The 15,277-nt window shown below is 39.1% G+C and carries 17 protein-coding genes; 6 read left to right on the top strand and 11 right to left on the bottom strand.

Annotated elements, in window-relative coordinates; translation table 11 throughout:
• Positions 1–38: 38 nt before the first annotated feature.
• Positions 39–557 carry a DUF7935 family protein gene (locus tag FDK13_RS14125; RefSeq protein ID WP_137340654.1) on the bottom strand — a complete coding sequence of 173 codons (519 nt, stop codon included), beginning with the start codon at positions 555–557 and terminating at the stop codon, positions 39–41.
• A 254-nt stretch (positions 558–811) separates the two neighbouring features.
• On the opposite strand from FDK13_RS14125, the gene FDK13_RS14120 reads away from it, so the two are divergent.
• Positions 812–1,108, top strand: coding sequence for a HesB/IscA family protein (locus tag FDK13_RS14120; protein ID WP_137340653.1), 297 nt, complete (start codon positions 812–814; stop codon positions 1,106–1,108).
• A 24-nt stretch (positions 1,109–1,132) separates the two neighbouring features.
• On the opposite strand, the gene FDK13_RS14115 is transcribed toward FDK13_RS14120, so the two are convergent.
• Positions 1,133–1,711, bottom strand: coding sequence for an NUMOD4 domain-containing protein (locus tag FDK13_RS14115; RefSeq protein WP_137340652.1), 579 nt, complete (start codon positions 1,709–1,711; stop codon positions 1,133–1,135).
• Between the two features lie 133 nt (positions 1,712–1,844).
• On the opposite strand from FDK13_RS14115, the gene FDK13_RS14110 reads away from it, so the two are divergent.
• Positions 1,845–2,204, top strand: coding sequence for a CoA-binding protein (locus FDK13_RS14110; RefSeq protein WP_137340651.1), 360 nt, complete (start codon positions 1,845–1,847; stop codon positions 2,202–2,204).
• Between the two features lie 108 nt (positions 2,205–2,312).
• On the opposite strand, the gene FDK13_RS14105 is transcribed toward FDK13_RS14110, so the two are convergent.
• The 7 genes from FDK13_RS14105 to FDK13_RS14075 all read right to left on the bottom strand — a co-directional run bounded on the left by FDK13_RS14105 (position 2,313) and on the right by FDK13_RS14075 (position 8,007).
• Positions 2,313–3,314 (bottom strand): 3-oxoacyl-ACP synthase III family protein, encoded by a 1,002-nt coding sequence (locus FDK13_RS14105; protein WP_137340650.1) that lies wholly within the window; start codon positions 3,312–3,314, stop codon positions 2,313–2,315.
• A gap of 132 nt (positions 3,315–3,446) precedes the next feature.
• The gene (gene pssA / locus FDK13_RS14100) at positions 3,447–4,148 is read right to left on the bottom strand and encodes a CDP-diacylglycerol--serine O-phosphatidyltransferase (protein WP_137340649.1); all 702 of its coding nucleotides are present in this window, start codon (positions 4,146–4,148) and stop codon (positions 3,447–3,449) included.
• Between the two features lie 95 nt (positions 4,149–4,243).
• Positions 4,244–4,882 carry an MBL fold metallo-hydrolase gene (locus FDK13_RS14095; RefSeq protein WP_137340648.1) on the bottom strand — a complete coding sequence of 213 codons (639 nt, stop codon included), beginning with the start codon at positions 4,880–4,882 and terminating at the stop codon, positions 4,244–4,246.
• A gap of 72 nt (positions 4,883–4,954) precedes the next feature.
• A complete protein-coding gene (locus tag FDK13_RS14090) occupies positions 4,955–5,653 on the bottom strand; it encodes a hypothetical protein (protein WP_137340647.1) in 699 nt (232 codons plus the stop codon).
• 31 nt (positions 5,654–5,684) lie between these two features.
• Positions 5,685–6,380 carry a hypothetical protein gene (locus FDK13_RS14085; protein WP_137340646.1) on the bottom strand — a complete coding sequence of 232 codons (696 nt, stop codon included), beginning with the start codon at positions 6,378–6,380 and terminating at the stop codon, positions 5,685–5,687.
• Between the two features lie 59 nt (positions 6,381–6,439).
• On the bottom strand, positions 6,440–7,159 hold the full coding sequence (locus FDK13_RS14080) for a hypothetical protein (protein ID WP_137340645.1): 720 nt from the start codon (positions 7,157–7,159) through the stop codon (positions 6,440–6,442).
• A gap of 143 nt (positions 7,160–7,302) precedes the next feature.
• The gene (locus FDK13_RS14075) at positions 7,303–8,007 is read right to left on the bottom strand and encodes an SAM-dependent methyltransferase (RefSeq protein ID WP_137340644.1); all 705 of its coding nucleotides are present in this window, start codon (positions 8,005–8,007) and stop codon (positions 7,303–7,305) included.
• A 66-nt stretch (positions 8,008–8,073) separates the two neighbouring features.
• Here FDK13_RS14075 and FDK13_RS14070 point away from each other — a divergent pair, with 66 nt between their 5' ends.
• Genes FDK13_RS14070 through FDK13_RS14060 form a run of 3 tightly spaced genes read left to right on the top strand, consistent with a single transcriptional unit; the run spans position 8,074 to position 9,371 of the window.
• Positions 8,074–8,505: a hypothetical protein gene (locus tag FDK13_RS14070; protein WP_137340643.1), complete on the top strand. Its 432-nt coding sequence runs from the start codon at positions 8,074–8,076 to the stop codon at positions 8,503–8,505.
• Positions 8,506–8,509: 4 nt separating this feature from the next.
• The gene (locus FDK13_RS14065) at positions 8,510–8,935 is read left to right on the top strand and encodes a hypothetical protein (protein ID WP_137340642.1); all 426 of its coding nucleotides are present in this window, start codon (positions 8,510–8,512) and stop codon (positions 8,933–8,935) included.
• Between the two features lie 43 nt (positions 8,936–8,978).
• The gene (locus FDK13_RS14060; protein ID WP_137340641.1) at positions 8,979–9,371 is read left to right on the top strand and encodes a hypothetical protein; all 393 of its coding nucleotides are present in this window, start codon (positions 8,979–8,981) and stop codon (positions 9,369–9,371) included.
• Here the strand turns inward: FDK13_RS14060 and FDK13_RS14055 are convergent, their stop codons facing one another.
• Complete coding sequence (locus tag FDK13_RS14055) at positions 9,372–10,142, bottom strand: alpha/beta fold hydrolase (RefSeq protein WP_137340640.1); 771 nt, start codon at positions 10,140–10,142, stop codon at positions 9,372–9,374. It abuts the gene before it with no gap.
• Between the two features lie 737 nt (positions 10,143–10,879).
• On the opposite strand from FDK13_RS14055, the gene FDK13_RS14050 reads away from it, so the two are divergent.
• Positions 10,880–14,266, top strand: coding sequence for a TonB-dependent receptor (locus tag FDK13_RS14050; RefSeq protein ID WP_137340639.1), 3,387 nt, complete (start codon positions 10,880–10,882; stop codon positions 14,264–14,266).
• 91 nt (positions 14,267–14,357) lie between these two features.
• Here the strand turns inward: FDK13_RS14050 and FDK13_RS14045 are convergent, their stop codons facing one another.
• On the bottom strand, positions 14,358–15,257 hold the full coding sequence (locus FDK13_RS14045; protein ID WP_137340638.1) for a glycerophosphodiester phosphodiesterase family protein: 900 nt from the start codon (positions 15,255–15,257) through the stop codon (positions 14,358–14,360).
• Between the last annotated feature and the right edge of the window lie 20 nt (positions 15,258–15,277).

The following is a 15,277-nucleotide window of genomic DNA, read 5'->3' as shown; positions in this document are numbered from 1 at the left end:
TTTTTAACCTGAATTCAGGCAGACCGTCGTTCATTCTTTTAAAATAATCTCTGGATTTCCTCTTTCACAAACTTTAAAGCGTGTGTTGTAGGTTGTATTTCCTGCTGGATTACCTGTGCAAATATCTTTTTAGCAAGCTCCGAAGCAGGTGCTTCTGCATTAACTTCAACAGCGGCCTGGTTGATCACAGAAACAATTTCATTCATCGCATTGGAAACTTGTCCCCAGGCATCAATGCTGATATATATCTGCTGAGCCAGGTTATGATTATATTCCTCCCGGATCTCATATAACAGGATTTGCTGCAATTCAAGTGCATTGGCGGCAGAAGCCACCAGTCTTAATAACAGATTATTTGGTGTAATTCGTTCTAAAAATAAACACATCCGTTCGTAAGCCTGCAAACGCAGCGGTAACGTGATTTCAATATTTTTACTGCGGATATCATTTTTTTGTTTATCAAAAACTTTTTCTGCAACTGTGATAATTGTCAGATACATACCATAAGTTACGATGGCCCCAAGTATCAGAACGGTAATGAGTGAGTAATACTCCATAGGTTTATTTAATAGTATTTTGTAACGCATCAAAGTGCGAAATTACAAGATAACTGAAAATTAGAAGGAAGAAAGTGAATTAAATACGAATTCAAAAAACATAATTGCTGTTAACTTGTAGCAAACCTCAGTATGAGCCGGTCATTTACCGGGATGATACAAAGGTTTGCCGCAGTTTATTTGATCCTTTTAAGATCTGAAATTGTTTACTGAGCAATTTCATTTTTGAAAGGTAATTATTATTGAGTGATTTCATGGAGAACCCAATTCAAATTACAGACAAGGCCAAGCTTGAAATTGTCACCACGCTGGAAGCGAATAAAATACCTGACACCTACGGTTTGCGGGTGGGACTGCGTGGTGGCGGATGCAGTGGAACATTTTTACTTGGTTTTGATACAGCCTCAGAATTTGACCAGATTTACAAAATTGACGGTGTTAAAGTGATTATTGACAAGCGGCATTTAATGTACGTTCTTGGTGTTTTGGTTGATTATGAAGAAGGAATGAACGGGAGCGGTTATACGGTTTCTTCTCTCGATAAGAAATAAAATCCCCACTTTTTCAAATCTGTCCTAATCTTCAATCGTAACATGTTTCCAGTTTTCCCCGGAACGTATCCTGTTCAACTGAGTATGCGTAATTCCAAACTGCTTGGCGATCATTTTCAAGCGGTTATTATCGTTTTTAAGCAACTTTTTGATAATTCTTACTTTGCTTTCTGTTAGTTTGTAATTTTTAGTCCGACGAGGAATTACACGATTTATAAAAGCGGGATTTTCACGGTTATGATCAATCATTTCCGTTTTTGTAACCCATCTAAGGTTTTCGTAATAATTGTTCTGTTTTTCGTAATCATTATGGATTACAAAGCCGTGGTCATCGCTTGCTTTCTCAACAAAGTTTTCTGCTACCAATTTATGCACATAACGATTAATCGTTTTCCCGCCTGTGACACGGATATTTAAGGAGCGATAGCCCTGAATTACAGATCCTTTAATGATCGCTCCGTCCTTTGGGTTATTTTGAAAACTCTTAAGTCTTCCATAATTGGAAACCTCATAGTGCGGTGCATTTTCGACTTCTTGGAATTTAATTAAAGCCCATTTCTCATTCCAAAAACTCCGGCTTATAGTTGGCGTTGGCTCATTCATTGTTTGACCTTCGATTATTAATTATAATTTTTTAATTTTTTTGTTAGCAAGTAATATCCGGATTAAGAAAACTTAATGCCAGGAATGAATGTTTTGAATCAAAGTGTTTTAACAATTTTTTCAATTGAAAGAAATGAAACGTACGCTTGTTATTGGTGCTTCCGCTAATCCTTCCAGATATTCATTTCTGGCTGCCCAAAAACTAAATGCTATGGGGCATCCTGTTTTACTTCTTGGCAGAAGAAAGGGACTTATTGCTGATAAGGAAATCTATGTTGAGCCGATAATCTTTGAAGATATCGACACAGTTACCTTGTATATCAACCCAAGTATTCAACCTTCTTACTACGATTATATAATTTCATTAAATCCAAAACGTGTTATTTTTAACCCTGGTACAGAAAACCCGGAATTTGAGAACATTTTAGTTGCTAAAAATATCGTACCAGTGGAAGCATGCACTTTAGTGATGCTATCAACCGGTCAGTATTAGTAATTAAAGAGGGGAGTATGGATAAAAAGACATGTTTTTATGTCTTTTTTCCTTTTTGCAAATTTAGTTTTCTATTTTATTATTTTAATAAAATCAACCTGTTTTTTTTTACCATCTGATTAATGCCGAAGCCCATGTAAACCCGCTTCCAAATGCAGCCAGACAAACAAGATCTCCTTCTTTAATTCTGCCTTGTTCCCAGGCTTCTGCCATAGCGATAGGAATGGAGGCAGCGGTCGTATTTCCAAAACGCTGGATATTGTTGATCACCTGCTCTTCGGACAAGCCCATTTGCTGGCGTACATAATCACTTATTCTGATATTGGCCTGATGTGGCACAAGCACGTTCACATCGCCCGAAGTATATCCGTTCGCTTCTAATGCTTCATTGATAACTTCTCCAAAACGGACAATGGCATGTTTAAAAACAGTATTCCCATTCATAAAAACATTGAAACCGCCTTCTTCAATCATTTCCGCGGTTGCCGTTCTGCCTGGCCTGCTGCTTCCTGGTTCTTTCACGTAAAGGTCTTCGGCAAATCTACCGTCTGCATGTAAATGGGTTGACAAAACGCGATGGTTAGGATCTTCGGTAGCCTGCAAAACGGCAGCACCGGCGCCGTCTCCAAAAATCACGGCGGTATTTCGCCCTGCGGTACTTTTGTCAATCCAGGACGACTGAATCTCGGAGCCTACCACAAGAGCAGTTTTATACATGCCGGATTTTATAAACTGGTCGGCAATAGAAAGCGCATATACAAAACCTGAACATTGCTGACGGATATCTATAACTGGTTTTCCATCCATTCCCAATTCCCGCTGCATCAAAAACGCAGAACCGGGGAAAAAGTAATCAGGTGTGATTGTGGCATATACAATAACATCCACAGCATCGGGTGTTAATCCCGCACGTTCCAGCGCCTGCCTTGAAGCAGCGGTTGCCATGCTGTAATTAGTGTCTTTTCCGTGTTCAAAATAACGGCGTTCCTTAATCCCGGTTCTTTCCTGAATCCATTCATCGGATGTTTCCATCCATTGGGTAAGATCATTGTTGGTGATAATATTGTCAGGAACGTAGTAGCCAAGGCCGGTGATACGCGAAAATGTCATGCAGAATTTGATTTGGTATTTTAAGCGACTTGGAAGAATTGTTCAGCGGATTTCATTTTACTTATATTGAAACCTGAAAATTTGATTCTTCCCGAATTTGCAAATTTGCAACAAAATGTCATTGTTACCAATTTATGACCTCTTTTCCACCATATTAGCGGTGACAGAGAGTAATAGATAAGCAACAAAAATAATTGGAACCGCCAGAATTTTAAATAGCAAAAGCAAAACTACGGTCAAAATCATCAGCGAATAACGTGCTTCATTTCCTTTCCAGCCAAATGATCTGAATTTCAATGCGAGCAATTTAATTTCAGAAACAAGCAGATAACACATTACCACTGTCAGAATTAACAGATTATTGGTATTGACAATCAGTGCTTTCCATGAATCATCACTAAAAATAATAAGAGGTAAAGAAGCAATAAGCAACGCTACGGCTGGTGTTGGAACACCAATAAAAGAATCACTTTGTCTGGGATCATTATTAAATTTGGCCAACCGGATCGCTGAAAATATGGCGATTAGAAAAGCCGGGTAGGCCTTCCATATTCCCATAAGATCAGGAATGCTCTGCATCAATAATTGATAGATAATAATGGATGGCAACAATCCAAAAGTTACCATATCAGCCAGAGAATCGAGGTCTCTCCCGATTGGAGAACTTACTTTCAATAATCTCGCAGCAAAACCGTCAAAAAAATCAAAGATCAGTGCGATACCAATAAGCCAACAGGAAATAACGATATTATTATGAAACGCCTCTACCACGCCCACACATCCGCATAGCAGATTCAGGCAGGTTAGTACGTTTGGAATATGTCTGTTAAACATTTTTAAATTTCAATACAAAAGTTAGAGGTGCGGGATGACAAAGAAAATTATAAAATCAGAAGTAATCTGTATCGGTTTGATTTTATAATATCATTCTAATTCAAAAAGGGGTTATTCTTCTTTTCGAAACCGATTGTTGTCGGCTGCATATGTCCCGCATAGACAGTGTAACCATCTGCAAGCGTAAAAAGTTTGGTACGGATGCTATCCAGTAAAATTTCCAAACTGCCGCCCGGAAGATCAGTCCGGCCAATACTTTGCCGAAACAGCACGTCTCCGCCAATTACAAATTGCTGTCCATCATTTACAAAAGCAACATGACCCGGCGCATGACCAGGAACAAAAAGGATCCGTAAAGAAGAATTTCCAAAAGTTACCGTATCGCCTTCATCAAAATAAGAATCTATTTCAGGTTCGTCAAATTGATTGAAACCATAATTGGACGCGTAGGTTTTAACCGCTTTCAACAAAGGTTCGTCGATACGGTGCAGCGAAAATGGAATGTTATATTTTGCTTTCACAGCGGCTACTCCCAAAACATGATCAATGTGCGCGTGTGTGTTGATTATGCGGACTGGTTTCAGCGAATTGGTTTCAATATAATCGTAGAGTTCTTTATATTCTGCTTTGTCGTAACAACCCGGATCGACAATTACTGCCTCGCCTGTTTCATCATGCAGCACGTAAGTATTCTCAGAAAATGGGTTGAAAACAAAAGATTTTATTTGTATCATTTTTTCAATCGTAAGGTTTAGGAGCCAGTCCCGGATAATCGCGAAGTTACAAAAACGGATCGCAAACGGAACTTATTCAACCGGTTTTTCGCCCACGGCTGTATAAATGCGGTCGTAATAAAGCTGAATTAATCCTTTGTAACTGGTTTCTGCACCCACGCAAAGCCAGATTTCTCCGGCGGCATTTGGTTTTACCTCCACCGCGAGATTTGCATTTGTTCTGACAATACTTCTGTAAGCCACAGAATCCAGGCCGTTTCCTGCCGTGCCGAGATAAAACATTTCAGTTCCGCTTTTGGAAAGAGAACCCTTTTCTATGGAAACATTGTAATAATTATTAGCCAGCTCTTTTACAGGTTCGTTCGGGGAAGCTCCGGCTTTGATAAAAATGAGCCGTCCGGCAGAACCTACTGTATCAGGATAACTGGTTCCGATGTTAATTTCATAGGCCACTTTATAAGTTAGCGCAGGATCCAGACCTGTTATCTTCTTCTTGATAAACAAAAAAAGACTGTCGCCTGTATTTTTCCCGGATACGCCCAATCCTCTCGAAGTGCTGTCTGTTGCTCCCGGAATTTTTCCCTGTTTTATACTGAACGCAATGGTATCCTGCTGTCCGTTTTTAAATAATGCAGCATCTCCCGTCCAGTCTTCGGTATTTTGCTGAAAAGTACTTTCGAAAAATTTGATGGGCAAGGTATCATTCCCGCCTTTGCAGGCAACTAAAAATACCGACAAGATCAAACTTCCCAAAATCATCAACTTCTTCATGCGCTTCAATGCTATCAGGCCAATTAAAAAATTACTGCTCGGTCAATACGACTTTTATATTGTCAAAATAAAGAACCGTTTTTTTGTCGTAACGTGTATCCTCTCCGACACAAACCCATATCACTCCGTTTGCATCCGGTTTTACAGAAATATTTTTGGAAGAACTATTGCGGTTAACAAGCTGGTAAGTTGTCCTTCCTATGCCATTGGTAATATCTCCCAGAATGGCCATTTCTGATCCATCCACATTCCAGAGCCCTTTTTTTATTGATACATTATAATAACCTCCATTCAGGATTTTTACAGGCTCAGTGGAAGAAGCACCGGCTTTCAGACTGATTATTGTACCGGTAGCCTTAGCCAGGTCAGGGTAGTCTGTCCCAATGTTTATATCAAAGGAAACGTTGTATGTTTTTTCAGGATTCAGTCCGACGATCTTCTTTTTGATAAACAAAAAAATACTGTCACCAGAATTCGTGGCCTCCATTCTCAAACTAAATTTCAGTGAATCTATGGCTGCTGGTAAAGAATCCCGTTCCATCAGGAAAGCAATTTTGGTAGTATCGATACGATTGTATAATGCATAATCTCCGATCCAGCCTTCAGTATCTTCTTCAAATTCGGAAGTCATGGTTCTGACCGGATTTACGTCATTCCGTTTTTCACCGCTGCATCCGTACAGACTTATTAAAAGGACTAGTTTTGCCCACGTCAAATATTTCTTCATCAATTTTAAATCGCTTTGGGTAGACAAAACTAGTCGAAAATATGCAGATGACTAACGAATCAGTTTGCCTTTTCGGTAATTGATACCTTAATTTTATCGTAATAAAGTTTTGTCAATCCTTCAAAACCCGAATCAGTTCCTATACAAACCCAGATTGCTCCGCTTGCGTCAGTCGTTACAGTAACCGGTTTTGTCAGATTATCACGTTTTACAATGGCATAAGTTTCGGTTTCCAAACCGTTGGAAACATTACCAATGTTAATCAAATCCTTTCCGTCTTCTGCCTGGTTTCCTTTGTCCAGATTGAAAGTGTAAAAACCGCTTACAAGTTTTTTGGCAGGTTCAGTTACAGAAGCACCGGCTTTCACATATACCGAACTTCCCGGAGATCCACCTGCACCTAATCCACCTGAGGAATAATTTGTACCCAGATCAATTTCAAAAGTCACGTTGTAAGTGAAATTTGCTTTCAAACCACCAATTTTCTTTTTCAAAAACATAAACATATCATCGCTGCGGTTGTGACTTTGCAGCATAAAACCATATGTTTTCGTATTCAGCGGATTGGGTAAAGTCGCGCGGCCAGAGCGGAATTCTATCGACGAAGTGTCTGTTGCGGTGCTATATTCAGAAAGATCACCAGTCCAGTCATCAGCATTTAATTCAAAATCTGAGGTTACCACTTTTTCGAGCACAAAATCGCTTCCATTATTCGAATCATCACATCCTGCCAAACCCAGCATCAGGATGAAACCACTCAAAACCATCCATTTTTTCATCGCTACATTCCTTTAATTAAATAAAAATTGATCAACAACTATAACCCAGGAGTCTGAATTGTTGCTGTTGGTTGGAATGTCAAAATCAGATTCGCATGTGAAATCTGTTTTGTTGCTGACTGTTAACATTTTCTGAACGAAAATTATCCGATCAAAAATATAGTCGGTTGCTTTTGTACGTCCGGGAAATTTTTCTTCCAGTATTTTACAGGATGTGTCTCAATAAACTCTTCGGGAGAGGTAATGTTGGCAGCAACACAGAGCAAAGTTTCCGGCTGGGCCGCTTCAAGAATCGCTTCAAGAAATGAGCTGTTCCGGAACGGTGTTTCCATGAAAATCTGTGTCTGATCCTTTTGCTTAACGTCCCGTTCCAATTGCTGGATCGCTTTTCTTCTTTCCATTTTATCAATCGGCAAATAACCATGAAAAGTAAAAGACTGGCCACTCATACCGGATGCCATCAAGGCCAGTAAAATGGAAGAAGGCCCAACCAACGGTACAACCCGAATTCCGATCTGGTGCGCAAAATCTACGGCAACTGCTCCCGGATCTGCAACGCCCGGGCAACCAGCTTCTGATAATATGCCGGCATTTTGCGTCAGGCTTTTAACCTGAGCCATGGTTACTGAACGGGGTGTGTCTTTATTTAATTCAAAAAATGTGATGTTATCTATGACTTTACCAAGTTTCAGGCTGCTTATAAAACGTCTGGCTGTTCTTACATTTTCAACAAAAAAGACATCAACGTTAACAATAACGTCTTTAATCTGAGGGCTAAGTACCTGATCATTTGTTCCTTCTGCGAGAACGGTTGGTATCAGGTACAGGTTTATTGGGGATTGATTCATGTATTTAATTTTTACTCATTTCCAACCTTTACGGGTGAAAGTGAATCTATTATGAAAAGATACTATATGAAACGTTTATTATACATTCCACTTTTATTGATTTTGTTACTTGGGTGCAAAAGTAATGAAAATGATAGTGCGACGCCTCAAAGTCTTGTGACTTCTCTATCTGGTAAATGGCTGATGACCGAAACGGAAGTTACTGTCAACGGTAAAAAAGTCTGGCAGGTTGTGAATACATTGACTCCCGTTTACCTGATTTTTCGTTCGGATGGTGTTATGCTGGATGGTGACGGGAAAGCCAGCTGCTGCGGACCAAACGCACTAAGTATTAACGGCAACTTTTTTAAAATTGAACCTCAGTCGGAAGTTACATACAGCCTGGATTGTGCCGCTGTCGACTGTTTGGCCTGCCCGGTTTTGGATATTGAATATTCCGGAAATCAAATGATCATTACTTATTGTATCGGTGGAAGAGTGAAATATATTAAAAACTGAGGTTATGAAAAGACTTTTTTACATCCCGCTTTTATTCATTTTTCTGTTTAATTGTAAGAATGATAAGATAGATGCTCGACAGGACGAAATTATTAAGCCCATTGTTGGCCAATGGCGCTTAACCGAAATAGAGCAAGAGGTGAAAGACAAAAAAATCTGGCAGCCCGTTGATTCAATAACCTCCCAATATCTTGTTTTTCGCTCTGATGGTGTGATGTTTGACAAAAACGGGATTGCGAATTGTTGTGGTCCAAAGGAATTGTCAATTAATGGTGCCTCTTTTAGAATAAAGCCTAAAACAAAGGTAAATTACGACCATTGTGCTGCTGCAAATTGCGCATATTGTGCGGTTATGGATATCGAGTATTCCGGGGATCAGATGATTATAACCAATTGTAACCCGGTGAGGTTTAAATATATTAAAAACTGAGCTTATGAAAGGAGTTTTCTATACTCTGTTATTATTCCTTTTTATGATTAATTGTAAAAAAGATAAAATCGATGCCCAGCCTGATGAAATTATGAAGCCGTTGGTTGGGAAATGGTATCTTACAGAAGTGGAACAAATTGTCAACGGAGAAAAGGTTTGGGTGCCATTTGCCGGGTATGAGGCGATTTATACGAATTTTCGGTTTGATGGTGTTGAACTTTACGAAAATGGAAAGGCAAGTTGCTGCGCGCCGAAAACATATTACATCAACAATACAAGGTATGAAGTTGTGCCAAAAAAGGAAGTGTCTTATTCATTCGACTGCTCTTTGGTAGACTGTATGCCCTGCCCGTCTTATACTATTGAGGTCAACGGGAATCAGATGATGATTGCCCGTTGTTCCTCAGCAAGATCTAAATATTTAAGGGCTGAATAATCAGGATTTCAAAAACGTTAACAAATGTTCTACAAAAACCTTCGGCTGCTCCGCCTGAACCCAGTGACCTGCATCAGCTATGGTATCCAGTTTTGCATTTGGGAAAATTTTCAGGATATCGTCCCAGTCTTCATCCAGAATATAATTTGATTTTTCACCACGTATAAACAGGGTAGGGGTTTCAACCGGTTTTTTAGCTGTTATCGGTGATCCCACTTTTGCCATATCCGTTGTCAATACCGGCAAATTGAAACGCCAGTCAAAAGTGCCGTCTTCTTTTCTGTAAAGATTTTTCAAAAGGAATTGTCTAACTGCCAAAATCGGCTCGTATTTGCTCAAAAAATCATCAGCCTGCTGACGGTTTTCGATTTTTGAAACAGGTAATGCATTTAGCCCCTGTAAAAGTTTTGTATGGTGAATCGGATATTGTTTTGGTCCAATGTCAACGATAACGAGTTTTTCAAATGTATCCGGATAACGTACGGCATATTCCATTACTGTTTTACCGCCCATAGAATGTCCAAGTAAGATAGCCGAAGTCAGATTCTGCTGTTCCAGGAATTCTTTAAGATCTTCTGCCAGTGTCGGGAAGTCAAGTGAGCCTTCATGCGGCGACCGGCCGTGATGCCTTTGATCGACAAGATATACCACAAAACCCTGTTCAGAAATTGTCTTTCCAATGGTAAGCCAGTTATCCAGAAAACCGAAAACACCGTGGAGTATGATCAGGGCTGGGCCTGTTTCACCTATTTTTTTGAAATTTAAATTCATTTTGTTAAAAATTCATGCGTTTGAAATCTGAAAAGGTATGGAAACCTCTTCTAAAAGTATCCTTCGGATACTTATTTCGTGTTTATTTTATTTTTTAAAATATTTGAACAAAGATTGTGACGATTTCTTTTAGATAAAAAAGACATTTTGAATGAAACTTAACAAATTCTTAATATTGGAATAGGCTAATTTCTAGCTTTGTTTATTTAACTATCTGTTTATTAGTGTTTTAATTAAACGTTTATAGTATTATTGGATGATTTTGATAATCGCTTACAATTTAGGCTATTTCGATTTTGGAATGTAAAATTTCAAAGTTCAGAGCCTGAACACAATCATTATTTTTAAATTTTTTCATTAAATAAAAAACAAGTTTTAATGACTTTCTTATGGTGTTAACCTGCCCTTTGTTGAAATAATTTCAAAGTATGATCAAATAGCTGAGTAAATGCAATTTGAACTGCGCCTGTAATTTTTAAAGTATAATGAAATTTTTCGATAAAATACAGGCTTTGGAGCACATTTAACATTAATAAAACATTGGAATGTAAATATTGAATTATTGATTTTTAAATCTGTATTATTCCAATAAATCAATGAGTTGCAAAGTGTAGTATAGTATTTTAGTAGGAAACGGGTAATTGTTTAAGAGCAAAAAAAACTTTTATTTTACAGAAAATTATCATTCATAAATTGAATGACCCTACTAACTCAATTACTCAAATCCCCAAAAATTTATGAACTGGAAAAGTCTACTTTTCAGATCAGCGTGTTGCGCGCTGTTCGTTTTTGCATTATCATTTATGAGCGGACAAGTGCACGCTCAGGTTACATCCTCAACCATCACCGGTAGAGTTACAGACAGCAAAGGGGCAGAACTTCCTGGTGCTACTGTTGTGGCCGTACATACGCCTTCAGGAAGCCGTTATGGTACCATCACAAATGAAAAAGGTTTTTACACACTTCCGGGTGTTCGTGTAGGAGGTCCTTACACGGTAACAGTTACCTTTGTAGGTTTTAAAGATCAGGTTACAGAAAACGTTTCTGCTGACCTTGGTTCAAGTGCTGATGTGAGCTTCAAACTGGCTGACGAAGGAACTTCATTACAGGAAGTTGTGATTACAACTGGCCGCAGTGACATTTTCAGCTCTGACCGTAACGGTGCTTCTACTTCTTTTGACCGTAACGCAATTAACTCTACGCCAACAATCGGTCGTTCCATCAATGATATCACGAAATACAATCCTTACGGTAACGGACAATCATTTGCCGGTCAGGATGCTCGTTTTAACAACATTACGATTGACGGATCGGTATTCAACAATGGTTTTGGTTTAGGTTCTTCTGCGCAGGCGGGTGGACGTACAGGTACAAGTGCTGTTTCTCTGGATGCTCTTGATCAGGTTCAGGTAAACGTTGCGCCTTTTGACGTTCGTCAATCTGGTTTTACGGGTGCGGGTATCAATGCTGTTACGCGTTCAGGAACAAACGAATTGTCAGGTTCTGCTTATCACCTTTTCCGTGGAAGTGACATGGTTGCTAAAAAAGGTAACGGTGATCAGGAAATTAAACCAAAACCAAATCTTAGCGAAAAAACCTGGGGTTTCCGTTTGGGTGGTCCGTTGATCAAGAATAAATTGTTTTTCTTTATCAATGCTGAAAGATTTACAAGCAGCACTCCTGCGTTGACATATTCATTGAACCGCGGACAATCAGGAACGAACGTTTCACGTGTTCTTGCTTCGGATCTTGAAGATTTGAGTTCATTTATGAAAGAAAAATTCAATTATGACATGGGCGCGCTGGACGGATTTAACAACAAAATCAAGAGTACAAAAGGACTTATCCGTCTTGATTACAACATTAATGACAAACATAAATTATCAGTACGTTACTCTCAGCATGATTCTCAGTCGGATCAGGTTATCAGCAGTAGTAATAGCAGCAATACAGCTGGTAATGGTAACCGTACCAATAGTGCATTGGCTATGTCATCACAAAATACAGGTTATTTGATCGCAGATAACACACGTTCGGTTGCAGCTGAATTGACTTCAAACTTTGGAGGTAAATTTGCCAATGATCTTATTGTAACTTACAACAAGCAAATTGAAGACAGAACATATAAAACCGCTCTTTTCCCGACAATTGATATCCTGAAAGACGGAAGTACTTATACTACCATCGGTTTTGATCCTTTTACACCTGACAACAAACTGAATTATTCGACCTTCAATGTAACGAACAATTTCAGTTATTATGCCGGAAGGCATACTTTCACAGCAGGTTTAGTATTTGAACATTTTACTTCAAACAACGTTTTCTTCCCTTCTTCGAACGGAGTTTATGTTTATAATTCGATTGCTGATTTCAAAACTGCTGCTTTGGCATCTATTGCCAATCCTACTTCTAATACTTCCCCAGTCACTGTTGCACGTTATAACTTGCGTTATTCCCGCATACCGGGTGGTGGTGAGCCTCTTCAAACTCTGAATAGAAATCTTTACAGTGCTTATGTTCAGGATGAATTCCAGGCTACTCCTAATTTGAAAATTACCGCTGGTATCCGTGGTGATGTTTTTGCTTATGATAATTCAACAGCAAAAGATTTTAATAATACTGTTGTTGCCGGGTTAACTTTTAAGGATGAAAACGGATCAGATTACAAAGTAACTACCGGAACTTTCCCTAAAACACGTTTATTGATCTCTCCACGTATCGGTTTTAACTGGGATGTAAAAGGTGATAAAACGACACAGCTTCGCGGCGGATCAGGTATTTTTGTATCTCGTATTCCGGAAGTGTTGATTTCGAATCAGTTGGGTAACAATGGTGTGAATACTGGTGTGATCAACGTAACGAATACCAAAGATTACGCATTTACAACAGATCCGACTCGTTACCTGCCATCGACGGTAGATCCTGACATTTCAAAACTGCTTCCTTATGCCGTTAATGCTTCGGATCAAAATCTAAAATACCCACAAATCTGGAAGTCAAATATTGCCATTGACCAAAGATTACCTTTGGGATTAATTGGAACTGTTGAATTTATTTACAACAAAACGATTAATGGTCTGCGTTATATTGATGCTAACCTAAAAGCTCCGGATCGTACTTTCGTTGGTGATGATGGTCGTCCTCGTTTTCCTGCATCAGGCGTAGCAAGTACTGGAACAGGTGCTGCAAATACGGTGGCTGTTGCTCGTTTCATTAATCCTGCTGTTTCTAATGTATTTGTGTTAAAAAACACTAAAAAGGGAAATTCTTACATCGCAACATTTAAGTTGGAAAAACCAAATACAAAAGGTTTTGGCGGATTTGTTTCTTACACTTACGGACAAGCGAAAGATATCGCATTCGTAGGAAGTACAGTACAAGCAAACGTTCCAACGACAACTGGTCAGAACTACTTGCCGTTGACATATTCAGATAACGATTTGCGTCATCGTATTGTAGGAGTGATAAACTACAAAATTAATTATGGCGGTACTTTCGGAGGATCGACCATGTTTACATTGGCTGCGGTTTCTACAAGTGGTGCCAAAATTTCTTACACGCTTAACCAGGATTTGAATGGTGATGGACAGACTTCAAATGATTTGATCTTTGTACCTAAAACTGCATCAGAACTGAGTTTTGCTCCTCTTGCGGTTTCTAATGGTATCGCTCCTAATGTTGTTGTAACTACTTATTCTGCTGAGCAACAGCAAGCAGCTTTTGACGCTTTCATCAATGGTAATGACTACCTGAAAAGCCGTCGTGGAAAATATGCAGAACGTAACGGTGGTGCTTATCCATGGTTGTCTCGTTTTGACTTCACAGTTGTTCAGGAATTCTATGTTGCGGTTGGTAAAAAGAAGAAAAGAAATGTTATCCAGCTTCGTGGTGATATCCTTAACGTAGGAAACTTGCTTCATGACAAATGGGGACTTGGAAACCAGGCTACAAGCTTTAACCCTCTTGCACTTTCAAGTGTTGGAGCAGATGGAAAGCCGGTTTACAAAATCGCTACGCAGGTTATCAACGGACAAAATGTATTGCTTAAAGATTCGTTCACTCCGAACTTATCTGTTAGCAGCGTTTGGCAGGCTCAGATCGGTCTTCGTTATATCTTTAACTAATCTGGTCTGATTTGTTCTGACAAATCATAAAAGAAAACGGCTCAGTCAAATTTTTGACTGAGCCGTTTTCTTTTATGATCAACCTAAACCATTATTTCTGAAACAAAGAGTGCACAAATATCGGCTGATCGGTACAGATAATATCCGCACCACTTTCCCAGATCTTGTTATACATCGGAGCAGAAATTTCAGTGTTCAGCGTATCAATGTTTCCATTGGTTCCAAGTGAAGTGATGATCTTCATGGAATGGACTTTCATGTAAAATGATTCAGCCTGAAGTTCTTTTGGCGTTAGGGCTACAAGGTTTTCCAAAGGCAATCCTGATTTTTCAACATTGGTAATATGTTCCCAGCTGTTAAATCCAACCGCGATCATCAGTGTTGGCTCCATAGCATAAACTGTTTTCGCTTCTTCAAGGGAATAACAAATCACGACTGATTTTTGCAAAGCATTATTTTCTTTCAGCATACGGATCGTTTTTACAAGATCCGTTTCAGGTTTTTTATCAACGATCAGAATCAGATTTTTGTCTTTACTCCAATCCAGCACTTCTTTGAAAGAAGGAATTTTATTTTTGGTCAGTAATCCTTTATCATCTTTTAACCGAAGCTGCTTCACATCTTTCCATTGCTGCTGATTAAGCAATCCATTTCCATTCGTACGCTTTTCCAGTTCATTATCGTGCGACAAAACCAGCTGACTATCGGCAGTCATCCGGATATCAAATTCAAGCATCACACAAGGAACATTCTGATAGGTATTTTCAAAAGTTGCAATACAATTTCCGGGATAACCATCTTCCGTTCCTCCCTGATGCGCCATGATCAGCGGCACAAAACGGTTTGAAGGTTTAAGATGAGCACTTAAACTTCCTGATTTGCTGAAATTGCAGTTATCGGTAACCGATGCGAATTGGCGTGAAGGGACACAAGATGTTAAAAGTAACAGCAAGAGGATTGGGTAAGGGTCTTTCAAACGTTTTGCTAACATTAGCTGAGTTTTTTAACAGA

The organism is Dyadobacter frigoris (assembly GCF_005280585.1).
Classification (GTDB): Bacteria; Bacteroidota; Bacteroidia; order Cytophagales; family Spirosomataceae; genus Dyadobacter; species Dyadobacter frigoris.
The sequence above is the reverse complement of the archived record's forward strand: the minus strand, read 5'-3'. Positions and strand labels throughout refer to the sequence as shown.

Coding starts and splice junctions, on each gene's coding strand:
- FDK13_RS14125 (WP_137340654.1), bottom strand. CDS start 557: ATGGAGTATTACTCACTCATTACCGTTCTGATACTTGGGGCCATCGTA.
- FDK13_RS14120 (WP_137340653.1), top strand. CDS start 812: ATGGAGAACCCAATTCAAATTACAGACAAGGCCAAGCTTGAAATTGTC.
- FDK13_RS14115 (WP_137340652.1), bottom strand. CDS start 1,711: ATGAATGAGCCAACGCCAACTATAAGCCGGAGTTTTTGGAATGAGAAA.
- FDK13_RS14110 (WP_137340651.1), top strand. CDS start 1,845: ATGAAACGTACGCTTGTTATTGGTGCTTCCGCTAATCCTTCCAGATAT.
- FDK13_RS14105 (WP_137340650.1), bottom strand. CDS start 3,314: ATGACATTTTCGCGTATCACCGGCCTTGGCTACTACGTTCCTGACAAT.
- pssA (WP_137340649.1), bottom strand. CDS start 4,148: ATGTTTAACAGACATATTCCAAACGTACTAACCTGCCTGAATCTGCTA.
- FDK13_RS14095 (WP_137340648.1), bottom strand. CDS start 4,882: ATGATACAAATAAAATCTTTTGTTTTCAACCCATTTTCTGAGAATACT.
- FDK13_RS14090 (WP_137340647.1), bottom strand. CDS start 5,653: ATGAAGAAGTTGATGATTTTGGGAAGTTTGATCTTGTCGGTATTTTTA.
- FDK13_RS14085 (WP_137340646.1), bottom strand. CDS start 6,380: ATGAAGAAATATTTGACGTGGGCAAAACTAGTCCTTTTAATAAGTCTG.
- FDK13_RS14080 (WP_137340645.1), bottom strand. CDS start 7,159: ATGAAAAAATGGATGGTTTTGAGTGGTTTCATCCTGATGCTGGGTTTG.
- FDK13_RS14075 (WP_137340644.1), bottom strand. CDS start 8,007: ATGAATCAATCCCCAATAAACCTGTACCTGATACCAACCGTTCTCGCA.
- FDK13_RS14070 (WP_137340643.1), top strand. CDS start 8,074: ATGAAACGTTTATTATACATTCCACTTTTATTGATTTTGTTACTTGGG.
- FDK13_RS14065 (WP_137340642.1), top strand. CDS start 8,510: ATGAAAAGACTTTTTTACATCCCGCTTTTATTCATTTTTCTGTTTAAT.
- FDK13_RS14060 (WP_137340641.1), top strand. CDS start 8,979: ATGATTAATTGTAAAAAAGATAAAATCGATGCCCAGCCTGATGAAATT.
- FDK13_RS14055 (WP_137340640.1), bottom strand. CDS start 10,142: ATGAATTTAAATTTCAAAAAAATAGGTGAAACAGGCCCAGCCCTGATC.
- FDK13_RS14050 (WP_137340639.1), top strand. CDS start 10,880: ATGAACTGGAAAAGTCTACTTTTCAGATCAGCGTGTTGCGCGCTGTTC.
- FDK13_RS14045 (WP_137340638.1), bottom strand. CDS start 15,257: ATGTTAGCAAAACGTTTGAAAGACCCTTACCCAATCCTCTTGCTGTTA.